Origin of the sequence: Yersinia massiliensis (assembly GCF_003048255.1) — a bacterium.
Classification (GTDB): domain Bacteria; phylum Pseudomonadota; class Gammaproteobacteria; order Enterobacterales; family Enterobacteriaceae; genus Yersinia; species Yersinia massiliensis_A.
In genome coordinates, this window is record NZ_CP028488.1 from 70,140 (window position 1) to 85,232 (window position 15,093).

The following is a 15,093-nucleotide window of genomic DNA, read 5'->3' on the forward strand; positions in this document are numbered from 1 at the left end:
GTATTTACCAATGAAAATTGATTGTGTTTTGTAGGGCATCGAGTACCCGTGGATTGACTGCGAGCAGGGTGCCAATAATTATTCGCTTAGCGCCGCTTGCGACATCATCACCGGCGCTAAAACCGGTATGACCGTCTTTTGTAGAGCGTCTCAGACGTAATAAGCCCTGATACGCATAAATGACACCGATCCACTGCAGAAGTGTAAGACCGGCATTAATAGCGACCGCAGCAGGGCCGTATTTGCCTTCGGAAACATAGGCTATTGCACCAAAAGTGACGTCACCCAAAGCCATTTGTCGTGAGGTTGCATTCATCACCTGATGCAGTGCAATAACGCAGCCGCATATCAGAATGATCAGCATGATTTTTCCAGGGCCGTCTTGTACCTGTCCTCTGCGTGCACGACTGGCGATATTGCCAAAGTGCAAGACCAGCATGATTAAGCCACCTACTGCCCCCATCGCGATGATCAGCTGAATTCCAACCGCCGTAACGTTGTTGACGGCGTTGGCCAGCATTTGGACCAAGTCCATAGGTATCCTTACCGGATAACACCGGCAGTGGTGATGACCTCACGATTTTGAGTGTCAATGCGTTGCACTGTGGCATGACCAATGCGGTCACCCGGTTGCAGTGCCCAGGTACTTCCCTGATAAGTCACCCAAGCTAATCCCGGATATAAACTGTTGATACTGGCACCCCGTAATCCGCTGTTTTTTGACGCGGTGCGGAGGGAGGCTTTCGGTGCAACAGCAGAGGCTGTGGTCATGGTGGATACTGATGCAGGACTTGGGCGTTGTGCCAAATAGGCAACCTGTTGCTCCAGGAGGCGCAAACGTTGATCCAATGCTTTTATTCCTTCACGGTTGTTTTCCCCGTATACCCGCAACTCTTCAACTATTTGCGGGCCAGGCTCTGCCAGGGGACTGGCCACAGGTTCCCTCGTTGGTGGTGCGTCGATGGTCGTGTTCTGCACTGATGTTGACGGTGGTGAGTAAGGAGCGGGCACAATAGGCGGTGTGGTTATGGGCTCTTGAGCTGCAAATTGCGGTGGCGCATCGGCTTTCGAGGGGGCATTACGCAATACCCCGAAAGCGACAATTCCGACGATGACGAGTCCCATCATCCCGGCTTGCAACGGGGCAACCTTTAAGCCGAAAGGCAAAGTGATAAGTTTTGAGGTTGGCTTACTGGCGATAGGTGTTTGGGTTACCTCTGGTTCATTTTCGGGCAAATCAACTGGGGGCGTTTCCAGGTCAAAATGAGATGTTGTCATTAGCGTGCTCCTGCTTGGGGTATGGCGGTCGCGTTTTTGTTGAGACGGTCGCTCTCATACACACCTTTCATAAATTGGATGGCCACAACTTGGTTTTTGAAAACGCGAACCTGTTGGACGGGAAGTTTGGCGGCATCACTCGCCATCACTTGGCCAGCTTGAGAGCCAATGCCACCGACGATGGTACCTGCTACAGCTGAGCCTTTAACCGAGCCAGTCCCGCCGCTGATCGTGCCAGCGTTGGTCGATAGGATTTGCGTGTTTTGTTGTTTATACAATTCACCCAATCCACCAATACCAGTGGCAACGGCGGGCAATATAATTCGGGATATATAACGGTTGTTGACGTCACTGGCGACGGAGGATTGCAACGTATCGTCTTGTAACGCATAGGCATCGACCTGATATTCAATACCGTTGAGTGTCATGCTAGTGAGATGGATGACCACTCCGTTACCCGCCAGTTGTATACCCCGAGCGGTGAAGCTGGCTCCCGCTAAAAAGCCTGCAGGAATATGAGCCTTAACGATTGAATTGAGGTTGTCAGAGTCGATTGCAGTGTCTATTACACCCGGCCTAAGTGTATTCGGTGGCACAACCATGAGGTCTTGAACCACGTTATTGGCTGTTGTTTGGCTCGATACAGTCACCGGCGCATTGCCTGGGAGCCCATTACTCCATGCGCTAAAAGCATTCTCTGATGTACTGCCTGATTGCCCATTGCCTTGTTGGCTGTGACCAAAAGAACTAGCCAATTGTATGCCACCAGGCTTCCAGCGCTCGTTGAGTAGTTTCATGTAACTATTGAGAGCGGCTTTTTCGTTCTCAGCTATACCTGAGTTGGTTGTGTCCCCTTGAGAGGAGGTTACGGTTGTAGTATTTAGGCTTACAGGTTGTAGAGCCGGTGTTGGGGCTACAGGTTTGACATCACTCATGCGTAAGGACGCCACAAAGCTGTTTCCCCCGCTGTCTGCCGTTTTTCCACCGATGTTATTAGCTTCACTTTGCAACTTCCGGTACTGCGCTGTTTCAATACTGTTATGCGCGGCATTGTTGGCCACGCTGTTCAATTTATAATTTGACGGTGTTGGCTCTGCTCTGTGTAACCATCCCCACCCGAGGTAAGCTCCTGCGCCAACAATAGTGACAACAGCAATGCCCAGTATCAGTGATTTTTTTCCGTCATTTGCAGCATCTTGTTCAATGGCCATCGGCTTACTCCAGGTTGATGTTCAGTGTGGTATTTCGGCTCTGAACGGAAAAAACCACTTCGGGGGTGACGGGCAATTTCCAAACTCGAGTTCCATCTGCTGCTGCCGAGGTTTCTACAAACGCATCCCGTATATCGCTGCGTGAGCGGATATATAAGTCATCGCCTAATTGCCAAACAGATGTCATCGGGACGTTGCCACTGGTTTTTAGACGCTTAGCTTCTTTGGGAGGGACACCATCCAAAAAGGATTGCAATGTTGGATTGTCCAAACTGATTTTTTCTCGCGCAATAGGTTGGGCTTTAGCGGCTGGGCCCCGCATAGGAATACGAAGGTTCAGACTGCTATCTGTAATTTGTGCTTGTCCGGGGTTATCTGGTTCGCCACTGGATAAGGCGATCACTACAGGCACCGGTAAACCTTTCAGATATACCGTCACGCTCCCAGAGTCATAGGCCCGTCTGGCCTGAACTGACATTACCGGACTGTTTGGAATGTAATTGATGGAAAACCCGGCTTCGTTACCGTTGATTGGCGGCGCGTCAATATTCCAGGGCGCGCCTGTTTCATCAGTGAAAGATACGGTCGCAGGAAAGTTTGGAAGTGCCCGCAGCATGGGTAGTGAGGCACCAGGTGACAGGTTGACCGTCAGAGAACTAATCCGGGGAACCGCAGTGACGGGCGCTCGCCCCTCACTACGTTGCAGTTGGTCAAATGTCCCCCGTAAGCCAGTCACATCATCAGGCGATAATGGAGCCATCTGACCCTGAGCATAAGTTAGCGCGGGTGAGGGCAGAGGGGTTGCTCCGCCTTGAGGAAGTGGGGCTGTAGGCGCAGGCCCTACTGTTGGTGCCACCTGAGCGGCAACATTTTGTGGTGTACTGGTTGTCGGTGCTGCACTTAGCGTTTGTGCTGGTTGCCAGGCATTGGGGGCTGCAGCGACGTCAGTGGTGATTGCAGCGCTAACACTGTTAACCAACGTTAACAGGAGCAGACTGGCATACTGGATTTTCATGGTTATTGAGCCTCATAGGTAATGAGCTGAGATACTTCCAGACCGGTATTCTTCAATCGTGGGTCGGTACGCTGAATAAGCAGTGACAACACAAAACTTTGTTCAGGCAGTGAAGTTGTCTGACCGGTCAATTTGAATTTGACGGGATATTGAATTTTCCAGGCATATACCCCGTTTTCTAACGTTCCCTTGCTAACGACTACGCCTGGAGACGTCATCACCGACATGTTCATTTTTTTGTCTTTGATGGAGGCAAGTACGTTGGATGTGGTCAGCGCAGCGTAATAGCTGCGAAAGCCTTCATCTGAGAATCGGGGAAGTAAGTTATTCATTTGTGTGCGGTAATTCACGAAGTCGAGAGTGAACGCCTCACGAATAACACGGTTGCCAAAATCGGTAACATCCGCATCACTGTAAGCTGGCTGATCTGTTGGGGTCAGCGGGATAACACGACCATCTTGCGTTGCAAAATATTTTACTGGCGGGTTTAAAACGGCATATCCCAGAACAGCGATAATCAACAGACAAAGAAAAAGAGAAGCACTTTGCCATATGTTCACCATGAGAGATTTTCGGGTGAAACTGACATTGAGCTGGCTTTCAATGTGCTGTGCTCTTGCAGACGCATACGGGTCAGCACTCCCCCCATCAGAGGGAGCGGGTAGATTTTTTTTCATGGTGATATCCACTGGCAAGCCCCGTAGGGGAGACCGAACGGGGTTGCAAAGAAGAACAGGGGAAACCGCTAAAGGTACGGTCGGTTAGCGAGTGAAGATGTAACCGTCCCCGGAGGCGGAGCTCACTGGGGACGTAGCTGCAGGTATCTGACTATAAGTGGTAGGTGCATAGGACTGAGGTACACTGACTGAATTCGATGAGGTGCCAATTACACCGCTGGTGCGAGACGACAAATCTCCCCATGGGTCAATGTTACTCGGTACATATTCTTGTATCTTGTCTCTTGCAGCACGACAGATTTTGTCCTTTATCCCGTTCAAGATGCCACTGAGATCAGGGAAAGTCGGTACCGTAATGGCTGTGCTGATATCTCCCAAGCATTGCTGCAATCCGCTTGATACCTGATTTTCACGTTGTGACCATGCTTCTGCAGCTTTGCGAGCACGTTCGTAGCCAGCCTGCGCCCCAGCTTGTGCCGCAGTAGCCGCACGGCAATCCGCTGCTTGAACCTGCAGAGATAAGGTGCTGGCCACCAGGGCGGCAAGTATAAAATAGTATCTTCGTTGCATTGCCTTTCCTTATAAGCCTGGACGCGGTGCCTGAGGTGCCGGATTGATTCGGTTTTCCACGGTGTGATTGTCCCGGCTCTGCGGGGCTTGCGACGGTGGAATATAGTCGTGCGTAAACCCAAGTTGCTTATGCAGTGCCGGGGGGCACTTTGCGGGTTCAACCAGCGTCGCATAAAGTTTGTCTTTTTCCCCCTGGAGACGGAACACGAAAGCGTTATTGGCTCCTTCGGCGTGATTGATGGCATTACCGTGGCCTATGGATTTGACGCCGTCAGCCGTAACCGCATTTAAGGCTACATAACGTGTCCCTTTGTCATTGATACAAAGTTTACCGAGCACCGGATGGTACTCACCTTCGTATTGCACGACGCCTTGCACATAATCGCCTAAGCCTTTTACCAGTAATAACTTAAGTTGGTTTTCGGCTGTCATCGTTTTCATGAGTACAGTACCTGCATCTTGGGTCTGTGCAGGCAGTGGGGTGGTCGCCGGTCGAGTGGCAGGGGCTGTTGTACCTTGGCCGTTAGGCTTAAACCACACAAGGTCATTGGCCTGTGCAGGCAATGGAGGCAGTGATACCCCAGCTTTTGCCGCCAGTTCAACAACCTGCTGTTGTAACGCAAAAAAATGGGCCATGTCATAAGCTGTCAGTGATGCTGGCGGTGTAGTCTGCTGTTCATGGCTGACAAGCAACTGAGGGTCGACTGCCGGCTTTATAGCCCATTGATTACGGTGGGAAATGATTTCCTCCGTCTGTTCAACTCCGTTTTTATCGACCACGATCTTATTGTTCGCGTCACGTACTTTAGCCTGGACCGTGACCTCTTTACTGCCGAGCCAGGTTAGCGTCACCACATCGTTTTTACTGAGGCCACTGTCTGGCATGACCTGTGCCAACTCTTTCCCCCAAACGTAACGTTCTCCATGCGCGGTACGTAAATGTACGTAATAGCTAAGATTCTCAGACGAATCAAAATTGTACGGTGCGGGACCATGCCCCAATAAAGCGCCTGTCAGACCTGCTTCGCTTTCCTTACGACTGGCATTTCGCGGTATTTCTGGGGGAAGCACTGTAGGCCGTAATTCTGGAGGTAATTCGTTCGCCAATGGTGATGATGTTGCTGTTGTTGTTGTTGTTGCTGTGGCAGGTTCTGTTGTTTGCCCCTCAGTCATAATAGATGCTGTCTGTGGGCCAACGGGTGTTGCCTCCGCTCCTGGGGTTGGTTCGTCTGCCAACTGCTTACGGGCCTCATCTAACATCAGTTGCTGCTGCGGGTTTTTCATTTTGACATCGAGGTTGTATTCAGCAATTAGCATAATGGCGCGATGCTTGAACTGATCGCTCCCCGTAAGCTCAATGCGCCCCCGATATTGTTCGCGTGAAACAAGTAAGGCCGTCAATATCATGGCATCACTTTGGCTTGCTGCCGCGTTCGCCATTGTGATGCGGTCGCCGTGGTCGACAAAGGCGGGTTCACCAGAAAAGAGATATTTTACTGACCGTCCATCGAGGGCCATTTCATGGGTAATTTGTTGCATCAATGCATCTAGATCGAGTGGAGCCACTTGGCGAGCTTGGCCCGCAGGCATCTCGATACAGATAGCGTCTTCCGTTTGTGCTGTCAGGTTAGCCTCTGACTGGGCTTGTTGCTCATTAGGGGTCGATGTTGCAGGTTGAGGTGCCAGCCGGCCAGCGAAAGAAACTAACTCAATGGGTTTTTCTTTGAGCGCCGTAACTGTGGGTATCGTTGGGTTAGCAATTGGTGCAATATTTTCCTGTTTTGCTTCTTCAGCCTCATTTTTAACTGCCGCAGGTGTTTCTGGAATAACGATTTGCTCCGTAGCTAAAGGTGCTTCCTGAATAACGGTCTGCTCTGCAGTGACAGGGGGTATGGGGTCATTGATAGCATATGGTGTGAAATCTTGGACCTCTTGGTCGAAGACGCTATCAGCAATATGACCATAGTCAGCATATTCATTAACGGGTAGGTCTTGTACGGAGGGTATATCAATTTCGGGTGTGGGCTCAGTCTGTGTATTTTCCATTGTCGTGGGTTCCAGAGGTGATGGACGATGTAACGGAGCAAAAACAGGGGCCAATTGTTCTGCGAGTGCCGACAAACCGCGTGACTGGTGAAAGTCATTGAAGTCCGTCAATCCCTTCTCGCGCTCAGCTGCAGTAAAGGCCGGTAATATAACAATGCCGCCAGTAAGCTCAGCGGCTTCTGTGGCTTTTTCTTTCCCCGGATTGCCAGGGCGTTTGGGCTTAGGTGGATCATCATCCGCTAAGAACAAGGTAGGACTGTCGGGGTAACGCTCGTGCAGTGCTTTGGCCACCTTGACCAAATTGCCGGAATCAACGGTCATCACCACCGGGTACTTTAGAGCCATAGCGCCACTGGCGGCGGTGGCATAGCCCTCGGCAAAAACAATGGGCTGACCATTTTTAAGGGTGCCACCAACAATGAAGAAATTACCTTCCTTTTGCCCACCCTTGCTTAAACGTTTACTGCCATCGGGTGCAATGGTTTGTAGTGTTCGTATATCACCGGCGACATTCAATAATGGAATGACCAATTGATTACGATCATCAATGAGCATTCCTTTGGCTACCTTCACGCCCTTTTTCTTTAAGTAGGGGTGGTCTTGGCTGGCTTGGCTCAACCGCTCGTATAACTTGGTGACTTCGACTGATTTCTTATCTTGTTCTTGGCGTATTCTGGCATCGCGCCGTAGTTGCTCTTGTGCAGCCATTGCCTTGCGGTGTGCTAACACTATGGGGTCAGGCCTGTCTGAGTTCGATGACCAGGTATTTCTATGGCCATCACGATGATCAGCAAACCAACCATTGGCAAAGCCATCCAAATGACCAACATAAACGCCAGATTTTTTACCTTGCTTGTCATCATTCATCGATATCCGATGAGTTAGACCATCCATCTCTGGGTCGCCTTGAAGATTTCCGCCGAGTGAACGGATAAAGTCGCCAAACTCTTGGGCGGAATCGTTATTGGTTTCGGTGGCCAGCGTATTATCGATGCGCCAGCGAGTGAGTTTGTCGAGTTCAGCGCCCTCTTTGGCAAACCACATTTTGCGATCAGGGTCGAACTCCAGCGCATTCTCACCATTGTCCAGCTTACCTGCCTGCCGTTTGGCTTCTTTCAACTGTTCGAATGGAATAACGAGGTAGGTAGATTCAGTCGCTTTCATTGTGTCTCCCAACAGGTTGGTAAGGATGGCCAGAGCTGAGGATTATCATATAGGACTCCTATTCAAAGAATTTTCGATACCACCAGGGACGACCAGTAATGATGTTGCCGCGCAACCGGTGCAATAAACGCTGGAATACCACCGTGAGGGTGTAATCAAAGAAAGCCAGTAGTTTGTAAAACACCAACAATCCGACACAGAAGAGGAACATCAGCATACTTGGCCAAAATACCCACACGATAAACACCAGATAAACCAGCACTGGAATGCCAAAGATCGTGACGGCGCGACCCGCATCTAACCAGTTGCAATAATCGTTGTTCATTATGTTTTTTTCCGTTTTTCGTTAAATTCGCGCCATCCCATCACTTGTTCCGCTACATGTTCAGCAACTCGCCCGTTCATAAAAAGTTCCCAGGTTTGATCTGCAATGCGCGTCGAACTCTCACGAAGTGACGCGTTAATCAGATCAGGCCAGCGAGAATAATGTTGTTGAGATAATTTGCCGCGCCAATCATCGTCAAATAGGACGTATTCTCTAACAGCGATACGTTTACCATCAGTCGTTGGCAGGAGGCGTTGCACGATGACAAACCGCAAAGCATCAAGTAGATCAAAGGCAACTTGTTCACGGGTGTCACTGGACGCCATTCGGATACAACGAGAAAAAGCATGGCCCGGAGAGAAAGCATGCAATGTACTGAGGGCCAGATGGCCAGAGTGAGCACAGGCGATGGCGGCTTCTAACGTATCAAGATCACGTATCTCACCAACACCAATTAAAGTCGGTGCCTGACGTAACGAGAGACGAAGGCCATCAGCAAAACTCGGAACATCTCTCCCAATTTCGGATTGTTGAGGCTTGAGCACCCATTGAGGACCCCCTAGCAGATATTCGACCGGATCTTCATAGGTGGTGACCTTTCCGTCGGGATGTGTTTCTCCGTAATGCTGGTAAGTTGAGGCTAATAATGTGGATTTCCCTGAGCCGGTTGGACCACACGTTAAACCCAGACCATCCATAGGTAATAAACTGCGACGGAGATCATCTTCCAGGCCCATTGTGTCTAAGGGCGGGATAGCTGATGGAATAATACGTAACGTGATGGCCATTGCTGTATTAAGCGAACCAATAGTGGCCTGAATGAAGTTAGTGCGATAACGCACCCGTTCACCACGTTCGAGTCCGAAACGGCCAGTATTATCACCTTCCAGCTGTAAAGCCCGGTCAGCACCACAGCCCCCTTGGACCAGTGATTTAATATCAGGGGTGTATATCTCATCGACGAGGCGCACCAATTGGGAACTATCAATATTGAACTTGTTGGTTACAACCTTGCGGCCGTAGTGATCAACAATGATTGGGCTTCCACTCTGTAGATGGATATCAGAGACTTTATGGCGATAACAGTGAACAAAAAAACTTCGGAGTTTGTTTGCGTCGAGTCCGCCTGAAAAATCAAAATCATCTAGTGCCACTAAATCATCAAGTGCAGGCATTGAGAATGCTCCTGAACGGTTACTGTTGCGTTGTAATGATGGGTTTCCAACGTTTCTTATCCAACTCAAAGCCAGCGCGTTGTTTCAGGTCGCGTACTTTGTCACCCAACATCAGTTTGTCTTGGGAGCCAGTAACGGACTGCAGCTGTTCACTGACCACAGGTAAGGTGATCATGCCTTGCTGTACCAGAGTGGAATAACGCACCATGCCGGCATAATCCCGAGTTAATCGATTGAAGTTGCTTTCCAACGTTCGGTCGGCACTTTCACGTCCTTCTTGCCAACCCTTTTCTATCGCGGCACGCCAGACTTTCTCTTCGGCGCCATTTTTCGGGGCGATTTCTGTAGGGATATCGGTATTCACTGCCAGCCCGGCCAATAAGTACTGCCGCCAAGAGGGCGGATTACTGACAAATCGCTCTTTCACCAGAATGGTGTAGGTTTTGTTGGCGGTTCGTATCTGGTTATCTGTAATGTTTGCGAGAGATTCAGCCGCGACAATAACGGGAGGTAACCACCCCTGGCGACTGATCAGCGGAGCAAAGGTATAGAGTCTATTTAAGTCATCATTCTGAATACTCAGCGCTTGTTGCAGTTCCCAGGCTCGCTGTGCTTTTCCTCCCCGAAAACCAACGGTTTGCCCCGCATCATTAAGAAGTTGCCATAATGTGTCGTTCAGACCGTGTTTATCAGTGGCCTTTGGCGATAGGTAGGCATTGATATCCGGTGGTGGAGGTGTATCGATGGTTGCCCCGATAACTGGCACGGTGACCAGTGCCAGACAGAGGGCCAAGGCTTTTCGTATCATGCTAAAGCTCCTTGTTTTAGGGGCAACATAAAGTAGACGCGAAGCTCTCTGGACTGCTGATCTAGCTGAGCTCGCCAGTCGGTTTGAGTACGGATAATTCGAAGCAGGGTTTCAAAGGTAACGTCTTGAACATGAATAGTGACAGGAAGTGGCAATCTGACACCGGTATAAGCGAATGATAAGCCGCGTTGTCGTGCTAATTCAGCCAGGAGTTCAATAGCATCGCCATCCCATGTCACTGAAAGTCGTTGGCTGTTTGCCCGAATGCTGCCAGGTACGAAATGTACTTTCTGATTTAGCGCTCCGTTCAAGGCGAGATCCTGTAACGAGGGGCTCATTTGATCTGTATGAATAGATATCGGTTGTGGAGTAGGTATCGGATGTTTTGCCTGTGGTGCCTGACAACCGGATAGCAGGAAAAGGCCAAGCGTGGCCAGATACGATGGTTTCATATGGTTAATTCCTGTATTACGAATAACGGATAAATACGAAGAGGATTTAAATAACTTGAATGGTGTTTACTTGTTAGTGAGTAATACTTATTGAGAACAAGGGGATTGGAATGAAAAATTCATCATACTTTCCAGTAAACAATAAAATCACTGGGCAGGTGCGCACCAGATATAACCTGCTGTATATGTTGCATAGAAACCACCAACACCGACGGCAACATAATTAGCTGGGCATCGGCCACCATCACCAACGTATTGATTCATTACGTTATTGAAATCAATGCCCCCACCAGATTTCTTCCATACTCCCCCAATACAGAATAACGGTGCTCCCGTATTATCCCGACTTTGGCGTCCAATTTGAGGGCAACCCACGCCGGCCACACTAACTTGGTCGAGTTGCAGTGTTCCAGCTGCATTTAACAAGTCATCAGCCCGAACAGTCCCCGCTTTAACTTGACCGGCAGTGTAGATACCTTTGTTATTGACGCTGCGCACCCAGTCGTTATCTGACATGTAAAAACCACCCTGATAGGTTTCATTTAACCAACCTTTGTTGTTGCGGGTTACGATCCATCCCTCGTTACTGCGAATATCTTTATTGGCGGTTATACCTTGGTTAGCGGTGACTGATTCTGAAAAGTTACCGTTTTTGGCTGTTAGATTTCCTGAATACTGACCGTTAGCTGCCGAAACATCACCAGAGAAAAGACCATTCTGAGCATTCAGATTGCGGGTGTTGTTAATATCGTTACTGCCCATATCGATAGCCGTATGCATTTTGTTTAGGTCCGGGCGTCCATTGACCTCAAAACGATACAGACGATCACCTGCTTCACTGTCACTGCCGAGTGAGTCGGAAGATAACATGACAGCAAGGCGACCCACCTGACCCGATAGGCCATAATCAGGGAGATTAACAATCCAACTGCCATTGGCACCAATCGCTTGATTAGCAGGCCAAATATAACCACCTAGTCCACTGATGTTTTGAGCAATATACCTAAGTCCATTAGGCTTAATTTCCTTGCCCGCAGAGGTCAGGACGAACGCCATCAAGTTGCTCTTACCGTCTTGGGTTACAGCTACCAGATATGACTGGCCATCATCGGTAGTTAGACTGAATCCAGGTGGAAGGTATTTTGCGTCTTGTAACTGTTTACCTGTGATAACAACATTTTTTGCGGTTTTGAGCTGTGTCGTCAGAGTGTCTTTATTGTCCTTGATATAGCGATTGGCTGACGCACTGACGGCAGACAGCATGGTTGCACTGATGTCCCAGGCTCGTTCCTGGTTGTACTCTATAACCCGAGGGATACTGTAGGCCATTATTACCGAGAGCACAGTGATAACTATGCCTGCTTCGGCAATGGTTAACCCACGGTTAACGGGGGGATGTGAGATAGATTTTTTTTTACTCAACATAGATATTTCCCTCTGTTGCCAGAATGGGGTGAATAAGATGAATAAGTATCACGGCTGGAAGCAGCCATGGTGCCAGTGGGTGCGGAGTTTTTCGTCCAAACAAGCTGACGGTGATTAACAAATAGAGTACCAATGCACCAGACAACCAAAGGAGGGGTAGCCAGGCACATAGACCGGCAAGTAGATGAACATCACCCAATCCAAGAGCATCAGGTTGTTTGCGTGCCAAAATCCGGTATACCAGGCTCAGAAGTAGAAATGCAGCCAGACTGGTGTAGACAGCAGCGTAAGGAGATATCGCAGCACCAGGGAGTAACGTGAGCAAAAGTCCCGCCAGCCAGAAACTGTTAGTGAAACACAGCGGTAGCCAGCGTTCTTGCGCGTCTAGGGCAATAAGATTCAGGCTAAATATCAGCAGTACAAATGACTGTAGCAAGTGTGCCGGTGAAAGTGTAAATGTTCTATTGAGTAGCAGAACCAATAGCGCACAACTCCAGGTAATCCATTGGAGAAGGTGAATAATTTGACGTGAATAAATAGGTTGGTCGTAGCTGAGGAGAAACAAATTACCTTGTCTTAGAACTGGGCCATGACTAAGAAAAGCAAATGTTAGTGGTAGGACAGCAAATAACAGCAGCACCAAAAGAGTAGAACTCATGAAGAACCCCCACCCAGGCGCATGTATTCCTTATATATATTCTTCGAATACCACATTCTGCGCGGTTCTCTGTCGGGAGAGAAACCGGCATTGTATGAACCTAAGCACGACCAGTTGCTACCACAGACTTGCAGATGTTGGGCTAGTATCCAGGCTCCAATTTGAATGTTGAGACAGGGATTGGTCAGTAAATCCTGTTCGCTTTTGATAATACCCAGACGTTTAAGTCTGGGTAATTGTTGGGTGTTAATCTGCATCAAGCCATAATCACGGCTTAATATCTTGTTACCCGCGCGGTTGATGCCGATAGCATTGGGGTTAAGCGAGCTCTCTCTGACCGCAATAGCCCGCAGGAGTTGTGCGTTTATGTGATATCGAGCGCCAGCTTCATCAAAACACCAGGCATGAACCGGTGTGGTCAGGCATAGCATCACACTGCCAAATAGTGCGATAAGGGAAAGCCGCATATAACCTCCTTAGCTTTGGCTGATGAAAGTCAGGGTATTGTTACCGGTTGATCCCGAGTCAGCCGTACATTGCTGCACAGCATTTGCCGACGTTAATGGACCCGATGTTGATGTTCCATTCACTTTTGTTGTCACCACGTTAGATCCAGAACTCAGTGTGGTGGCGATTACGGTACAAGCATCTTGTGGGATATTGGAGGTTGTTAGCGAGAATCCAGATTTTTGGCCACCAGAAGAGGTTTCGGGCATAAGAGATACCGGACCGCCATAGGTATTGGTCAAACTGGCTGAGCCAGAAGATGCCGTGCCAACAAGATTTAGACCTACTGGAGCCCCGCTCGCCATGACGATATACGTGCCGGTCATATCGGCTGAGCCGTTATAGGGATACTGCCCCGCGTTTTTTAACAATCGAGGCGTTTTAGCCATCATTTCGTTATAAGCGTTAATTTCTTTGGACGTATCACTGGTTGAAAATGCACCTTTAGATGCGGCATAAACTGCAGCCATGACGACACCAACAATAACCATCCACATAATTATTTCTGTCAGGGTTGTCCCTTTATTAATATTGTCGTTCGGTTTTTTCACAGTGGTAAACGGGCGTGAAATTTTCATAAAATTTTCCTTTCGTTAGGGGTTAGTGAAGCGTTTTGACGAGCGCATTGATTTCTACGCTAGCCAATATTTGCAGCACGATATAACTAGCGTTGATCAACAGAATTACGAAGTTGGCGACCGCACAGGTTTTGGTGATTTTTCTGAGACTTTCCGCCTGCCAGAAAGAGGCAAACGATTTGATAAGGTCTTGGGCATTATTCCCTCCGCTTAGAATCGACAGATGTACTGCGGCATCACGAGAGGGGAAGTTAAACCCAGTTGAAAGCAGGGCTTGTCCAAAATTCACCCCTTTACTGAGCTTGCGTCGCGTAGCATCAAGGCGCTCAAATAACCAAGGTGAGGCATACACGCACAGAAGATGGAGTGACTGTTCCATACGAATAGATGGATGCATCAGCGCTGCGTAATTAAGCAGAAATGTTGCTCCCTCCGTCTCTTTATACACACTCCATGGAAATAGCCGGTCAAGAACACGATTACGGAACTTTCCTGTCAAATTCGGCATGGTCCATAGAATGGATATGATAGTTAGTGCAATTGCCGATAGTAGTAGGAACATGTTGGAGACAAAAAACTCAGTAATACCGACAAATAGAGCGAGTTTTCCAGTTAATGCTTCCCGTGGGATGATGGCCAGAACCGTCGGTATGTATTTGTCGTTAAGAAAATGCATCGCAACCAGAGTACCGATACATAAAAAAAACGGATATATCTGACTACTGATGACCTTATTTTTTAGCTTTCCGATCGTATCGATATTTTGGATAGTGCGTTTCAGCGCATTACTCAAATCACCTGTTAGCCTGGCTGACATAATGATGGTGCTTTCATTGTGTGGAACCCAAGATGACAGGCCTTTGTCCAGAGTTTGCCCTGTGGTCAATGCAGAATGAATATCACTTAGGCAGTACATCAGAGAGCTGCGTTCTTTCCCTTTTTGCTTGGCGGCGTATTGAAGTTTGGTAATAGCGTCTTTAAGTGAGTATTGGTTATCGAGCAAAAAGGCCAGTTGTTCGTAAAAATGTCGCCGCTCACTCATAAAGAAAGTTTTCCGAGCTACCCAAATATCGAGCCGAGAAAACCAATCTGGGGGACGAATTTCAGTAGTGGGCAGGCTTTTTAGGCGAGCTTTTATCCATGAAATCATGCAAGGCTCCTAACAGTGAGAAAGGTATTTAGCTGGGGAAGACGAAGAAACTAA

Annotated in this window: 16 protein-coding genes; all 16 read right to left on the reverse strand. The window is 48.7% G+C overall.

From position 1 onward, the window contains the following. Window positions 1-4: 4 nt before the first annotated feature. Window positions 5-535, reverse strand: coding sequence for a conjugal transfer protein TraQ (gene traQ / locus DA391_RS23520; protein WP_108088341.1), 531 nt, complete (start codon window positions 533-535; stop codon window positions 5-7). Window positions 536-543: 8 nt separating this feature from the next. Further along, on the reverse strand, window positions 544-1,278 hold the full coding sequence (locus DA391_RS23525; protein ID WP_088130789.1) for a hypothetical protein: 735 nt from the start codon (window positions 1,276-1,278) through the stop codon (window positions 544-546). After that, window positions 1,278-2,489, reverse strand: a complete 1,212-nt coding sequence (gene traO / locus DA391_RS23530; protein WP_088130787.1) for a conjugal transfer protein TraO — start codon at window positions 2,487-2,489, stop codon at window positions 1,278-1,280. The genes DA391_RS23525 and traO overlap by 1 nt, the downstream gene beginning before the upstream one ends. Before the next feature lie 4 nt (window positions 2,490-2,493). Then, window positions 2,494-3,504, reverse strand: coding sequence for a DotH/IcmK family type IV secretion protein (locus DA391_RS23535; protein ID WP_088130785.1), 1,011 nt, complete (start codon window positions 3,502-3,504; stop codon window positions 2,494-2,496). Window positions 3,505-3,506: 2 nt separating this feature from the next. Further along, window positions 3,507-4,181, reverse strand: a complete 675-nt coding sequence (locus tag DA391_RS23540) for a DotI/IcmL/TraM family protein (RefSeq protein ID WP_088130783.1) — start codon at window positions 4,179-4,181, stop codon at window positions 3,507-3,509. A gap of 84 nt (window positions 4,182-4,265) precedes the next feature. After that, entirely contained in the window at window positions 4,266-4,751 is a 486-nt protein-coding gene (locus DA391_RS23545; RefSeq protein WP_108088342.1) for a hypothetical protein, read from the reverse strand. 9 nt (window positions 4,752-4,760) lie between these two features. Continuing rightward, complete coding sequence (locus DA391_RS23550) at window positions 4,761-7,961, reverse strand: LPD7 domain-containing protein (RefSeq protein ID WP_108088343.1); 3,201 nt, start codon at window positions 7,959-7,961, stop codon at window positions 4,761-4,763. A 58-nt stretch (window positions 7,962-8,019) separates the two neighbouring features. Next, window positions 8,020-8,286 carry an IcmT/TraK family protein gene (gene icmT / locus DA391_RS23555; protein ID WP_050074346.1) on the reverse strand — a complete coding sequence of 89 codons (267 nt, stop codon included), beginning with the start codon at window positions 8,284-8,286 and terminating at the stop codon, window positions 8,020-8,022. Further along, window positions 8,286-9,461: a plasmid transfer ATPase TraJ gene (traJ, locus tag DA391_RS23560; RefSeq protein WP_108088344.1), complete on the reverse strand. Its 1,176-nt coding sequence runs from the start codon at window positions 9,459-9,461 to the stop codon at window positions 8,286-8,288. Before traJ ends, icmT begins: the two co-directional genes overlap by 1 nt. Window positions 9,462-9,480: 19 nt before the next feature. Continuing rightward, a complete protein-coding gene (locus tag DA391_RS23565) occupies window positions 9,481-10,269 on the reverse strand; it encodes a type IV secretory system conjugative DNA transfer family protein (protein WP_050074349.1) in 789 nt (262 codons plus the stop codon). Next, a complete protein-coding gene (locus DA391_RS23570; protein WP_108088345.1) occupies window positions 10,266-10,721 on the reverse strand; it encodes a DotD/TraH family lipoprotein in 456 nt (151 codons plus the stop codon). Before DA391_RS23570 ends, DA391_RS23565 begins: the two co-directional genes overlap by 4 nt. A gap of 147 nt (window positions 10,722-10,868) precedes the next feature. Beyond that, window positions 10,869-12,146: a shufflon system plasmid conjugative transfer pilus tip adhesin PilV gene (gene pilV / locus DA391_RS23575; RefSeq protein ID WP_088130772.1), complete on the reverse strand. Its 1,278-nt coding sequence runs from the start codon at window positions 12,144-12,146 to the stop codon at window positions 10,869-10,871. Next, a complete protein-coding gene (locus tag DA391_RS23580; protein ID WP_088130829.1) occupies window positions 12,136-12,804 on the reverse strand; it encodes a prepilin peptidase in 669 nt (222 codons plus the stop codon). The genes pilV and DA391_RS23580 overlap by 11 nt, the downstream gene beginning before the upstream one ends. Beyond that, window positions 12,801-13,271, reverse strand: coding sequence for a lytic transglycosylase domain-containing protein (locus DA391_RS23585; RefSeq protein WP_088130770.1), 471 nt, complete (start codon window positions 13,269-13,271; stop codon window positions 12,801-12,803). The genes DA391_RS23580 and DA391_RS23585 overlap by 4 nt, the downstream gene beginning before the upstream one ends. A 9-nt stretch (window positions 13,272-13,280) precedes the next feature. Further along, window positions 13,281-13,889 carry a type 4 pilus major pilin gene (locus DA391_RS23590; protein ID WP_088130769.1) on the reverse strand — a complete coding sequence of 203 codons (609 nt, stop codon included), beginning with the start codon at window positions 13,887-13,889 and terminating at the stop codon, window positions 13,281-13,283. 22 nt (window positions 13,890-13,911) lie between these two features. Beyond that, entirely contained in the window at window positions 13,912-15,039 is a 1,128-nt protein-coding gene (locus DA391_RS23595) for a type II secretion system F family protein (protein WP_088130767.1), read from the reverse strand. Window positions 15,040-15,093: the final 54 nt, after the last annotated feature.

Bases quoted from the DNA above. Each gene is read 5' to 3' on its own strand.
- traQ (WP_108088341.1), bottom strand. From the start codon at position 535: ATGGACTTGGTCCAAATGCTGGCCAACGCCGTCAACAACGTTACGGCG.
- DA391_RS23525 (WP_088130789.1), bottom strand. From the start codon at position 1,278: ATGACAACATCTCATTTTGACCTGGAAACGCCCCCAGTTGATTTGCCC.
- traO (WP_088130787.1), bottom strand. From the start codon at position 2,489: ATGGCCATTGAACAAGATGCTGCAAATGACGGAAAAAAATCACTGATA.
- DA391_RS23535 (WP_088130785.1), bottom strand. From the start codon at position 3,504: ATGAAAATCCAGTATGCCAGTCTGCTCCTGTTAACGTTGGTTAACAGT.
- DA391_RS23540 (WP_088130783.1), bottom strand. From the start codon at position 4,181: ATGAAAAAAAATCTACCCGCTCCCTCTGATGGGGGGAGTGCTGACCCG.
- DA391_RS23545 (WP_108088342.1), bottom strand. From the start codon at position 4,751: ATGCAACGAAGATACTATTTTATACTTGCCGCCCTGGTGGCCAGCACC.
- DA391_RS23550 (WP_108088343.1), bottom strand. From the start codon at position 7,961: ATGAAAGCGACTGAATCTACCTACCTCGTTATTCCATTCGAACAGTTG.
- icmT (WP_050074346.1), bottom strand. From the start codon at position 8,286: ATGAACAACGATTATTGCAACTGGTTAGATGCGGGTCGCGCCGTCACG.
- traJ (WP_108088344.1), bottom strand. From the start codon at position 9,461: ATGCCTGCACTTGATGATTTAGTGGCACTAGATGATTTTGATTTTTCA.
- DA391_RS23565 (WP_050074349.1), bottom strand. From the start codon at position 10,269: ATGATACGAAAAGCCTTGGCCCTCTGTCTGGCACTGGTCACCGTGCCA.
- DA391_RS23570 (WP_108088345.1), bottom strand. From the start codon at position 10,721: ATGAAACCATCGTATCTGGCCACGCTTGGCCTTTTCCTGCTATCCGGT.
- pilV (WP_088130772.1), bottom strand. From the start codon at position 12,146: ATGTTGAGTAAAAAAAAATCTATCTCACATCCCCCCGTTAACCGTGGG.
- DA391_RS23580 (WP_088130829.1), bottom strand. From the start codon at position 12,804: ATGAGTTCTACTCTTTTGGTGCTGCTGTTATTTGCTGTCCTACCACTA.
- DA391_RS23585 (WP_088130770.1), bottom strand. From the start codon at position 13,271: ATGCGGCTTTCCCTTATCGCACTATTTGGCAGTGTGATGCTATGCCTG.
- DA391_RS23590 (WP_088130769.1), bottom strand. From the start codon at position 13,889: ATGAAAATTTCACGCCCGTTTACCACTGTGAAAAAACCGAACGACAAT.
- DA391_RS23595 (WP_088130767.1), bottom strand. From the start codon at position 15,039: ATGATTTCATGGATAAAAGCTCGCCTAAAAAGCCTGCCCACTACTGAA.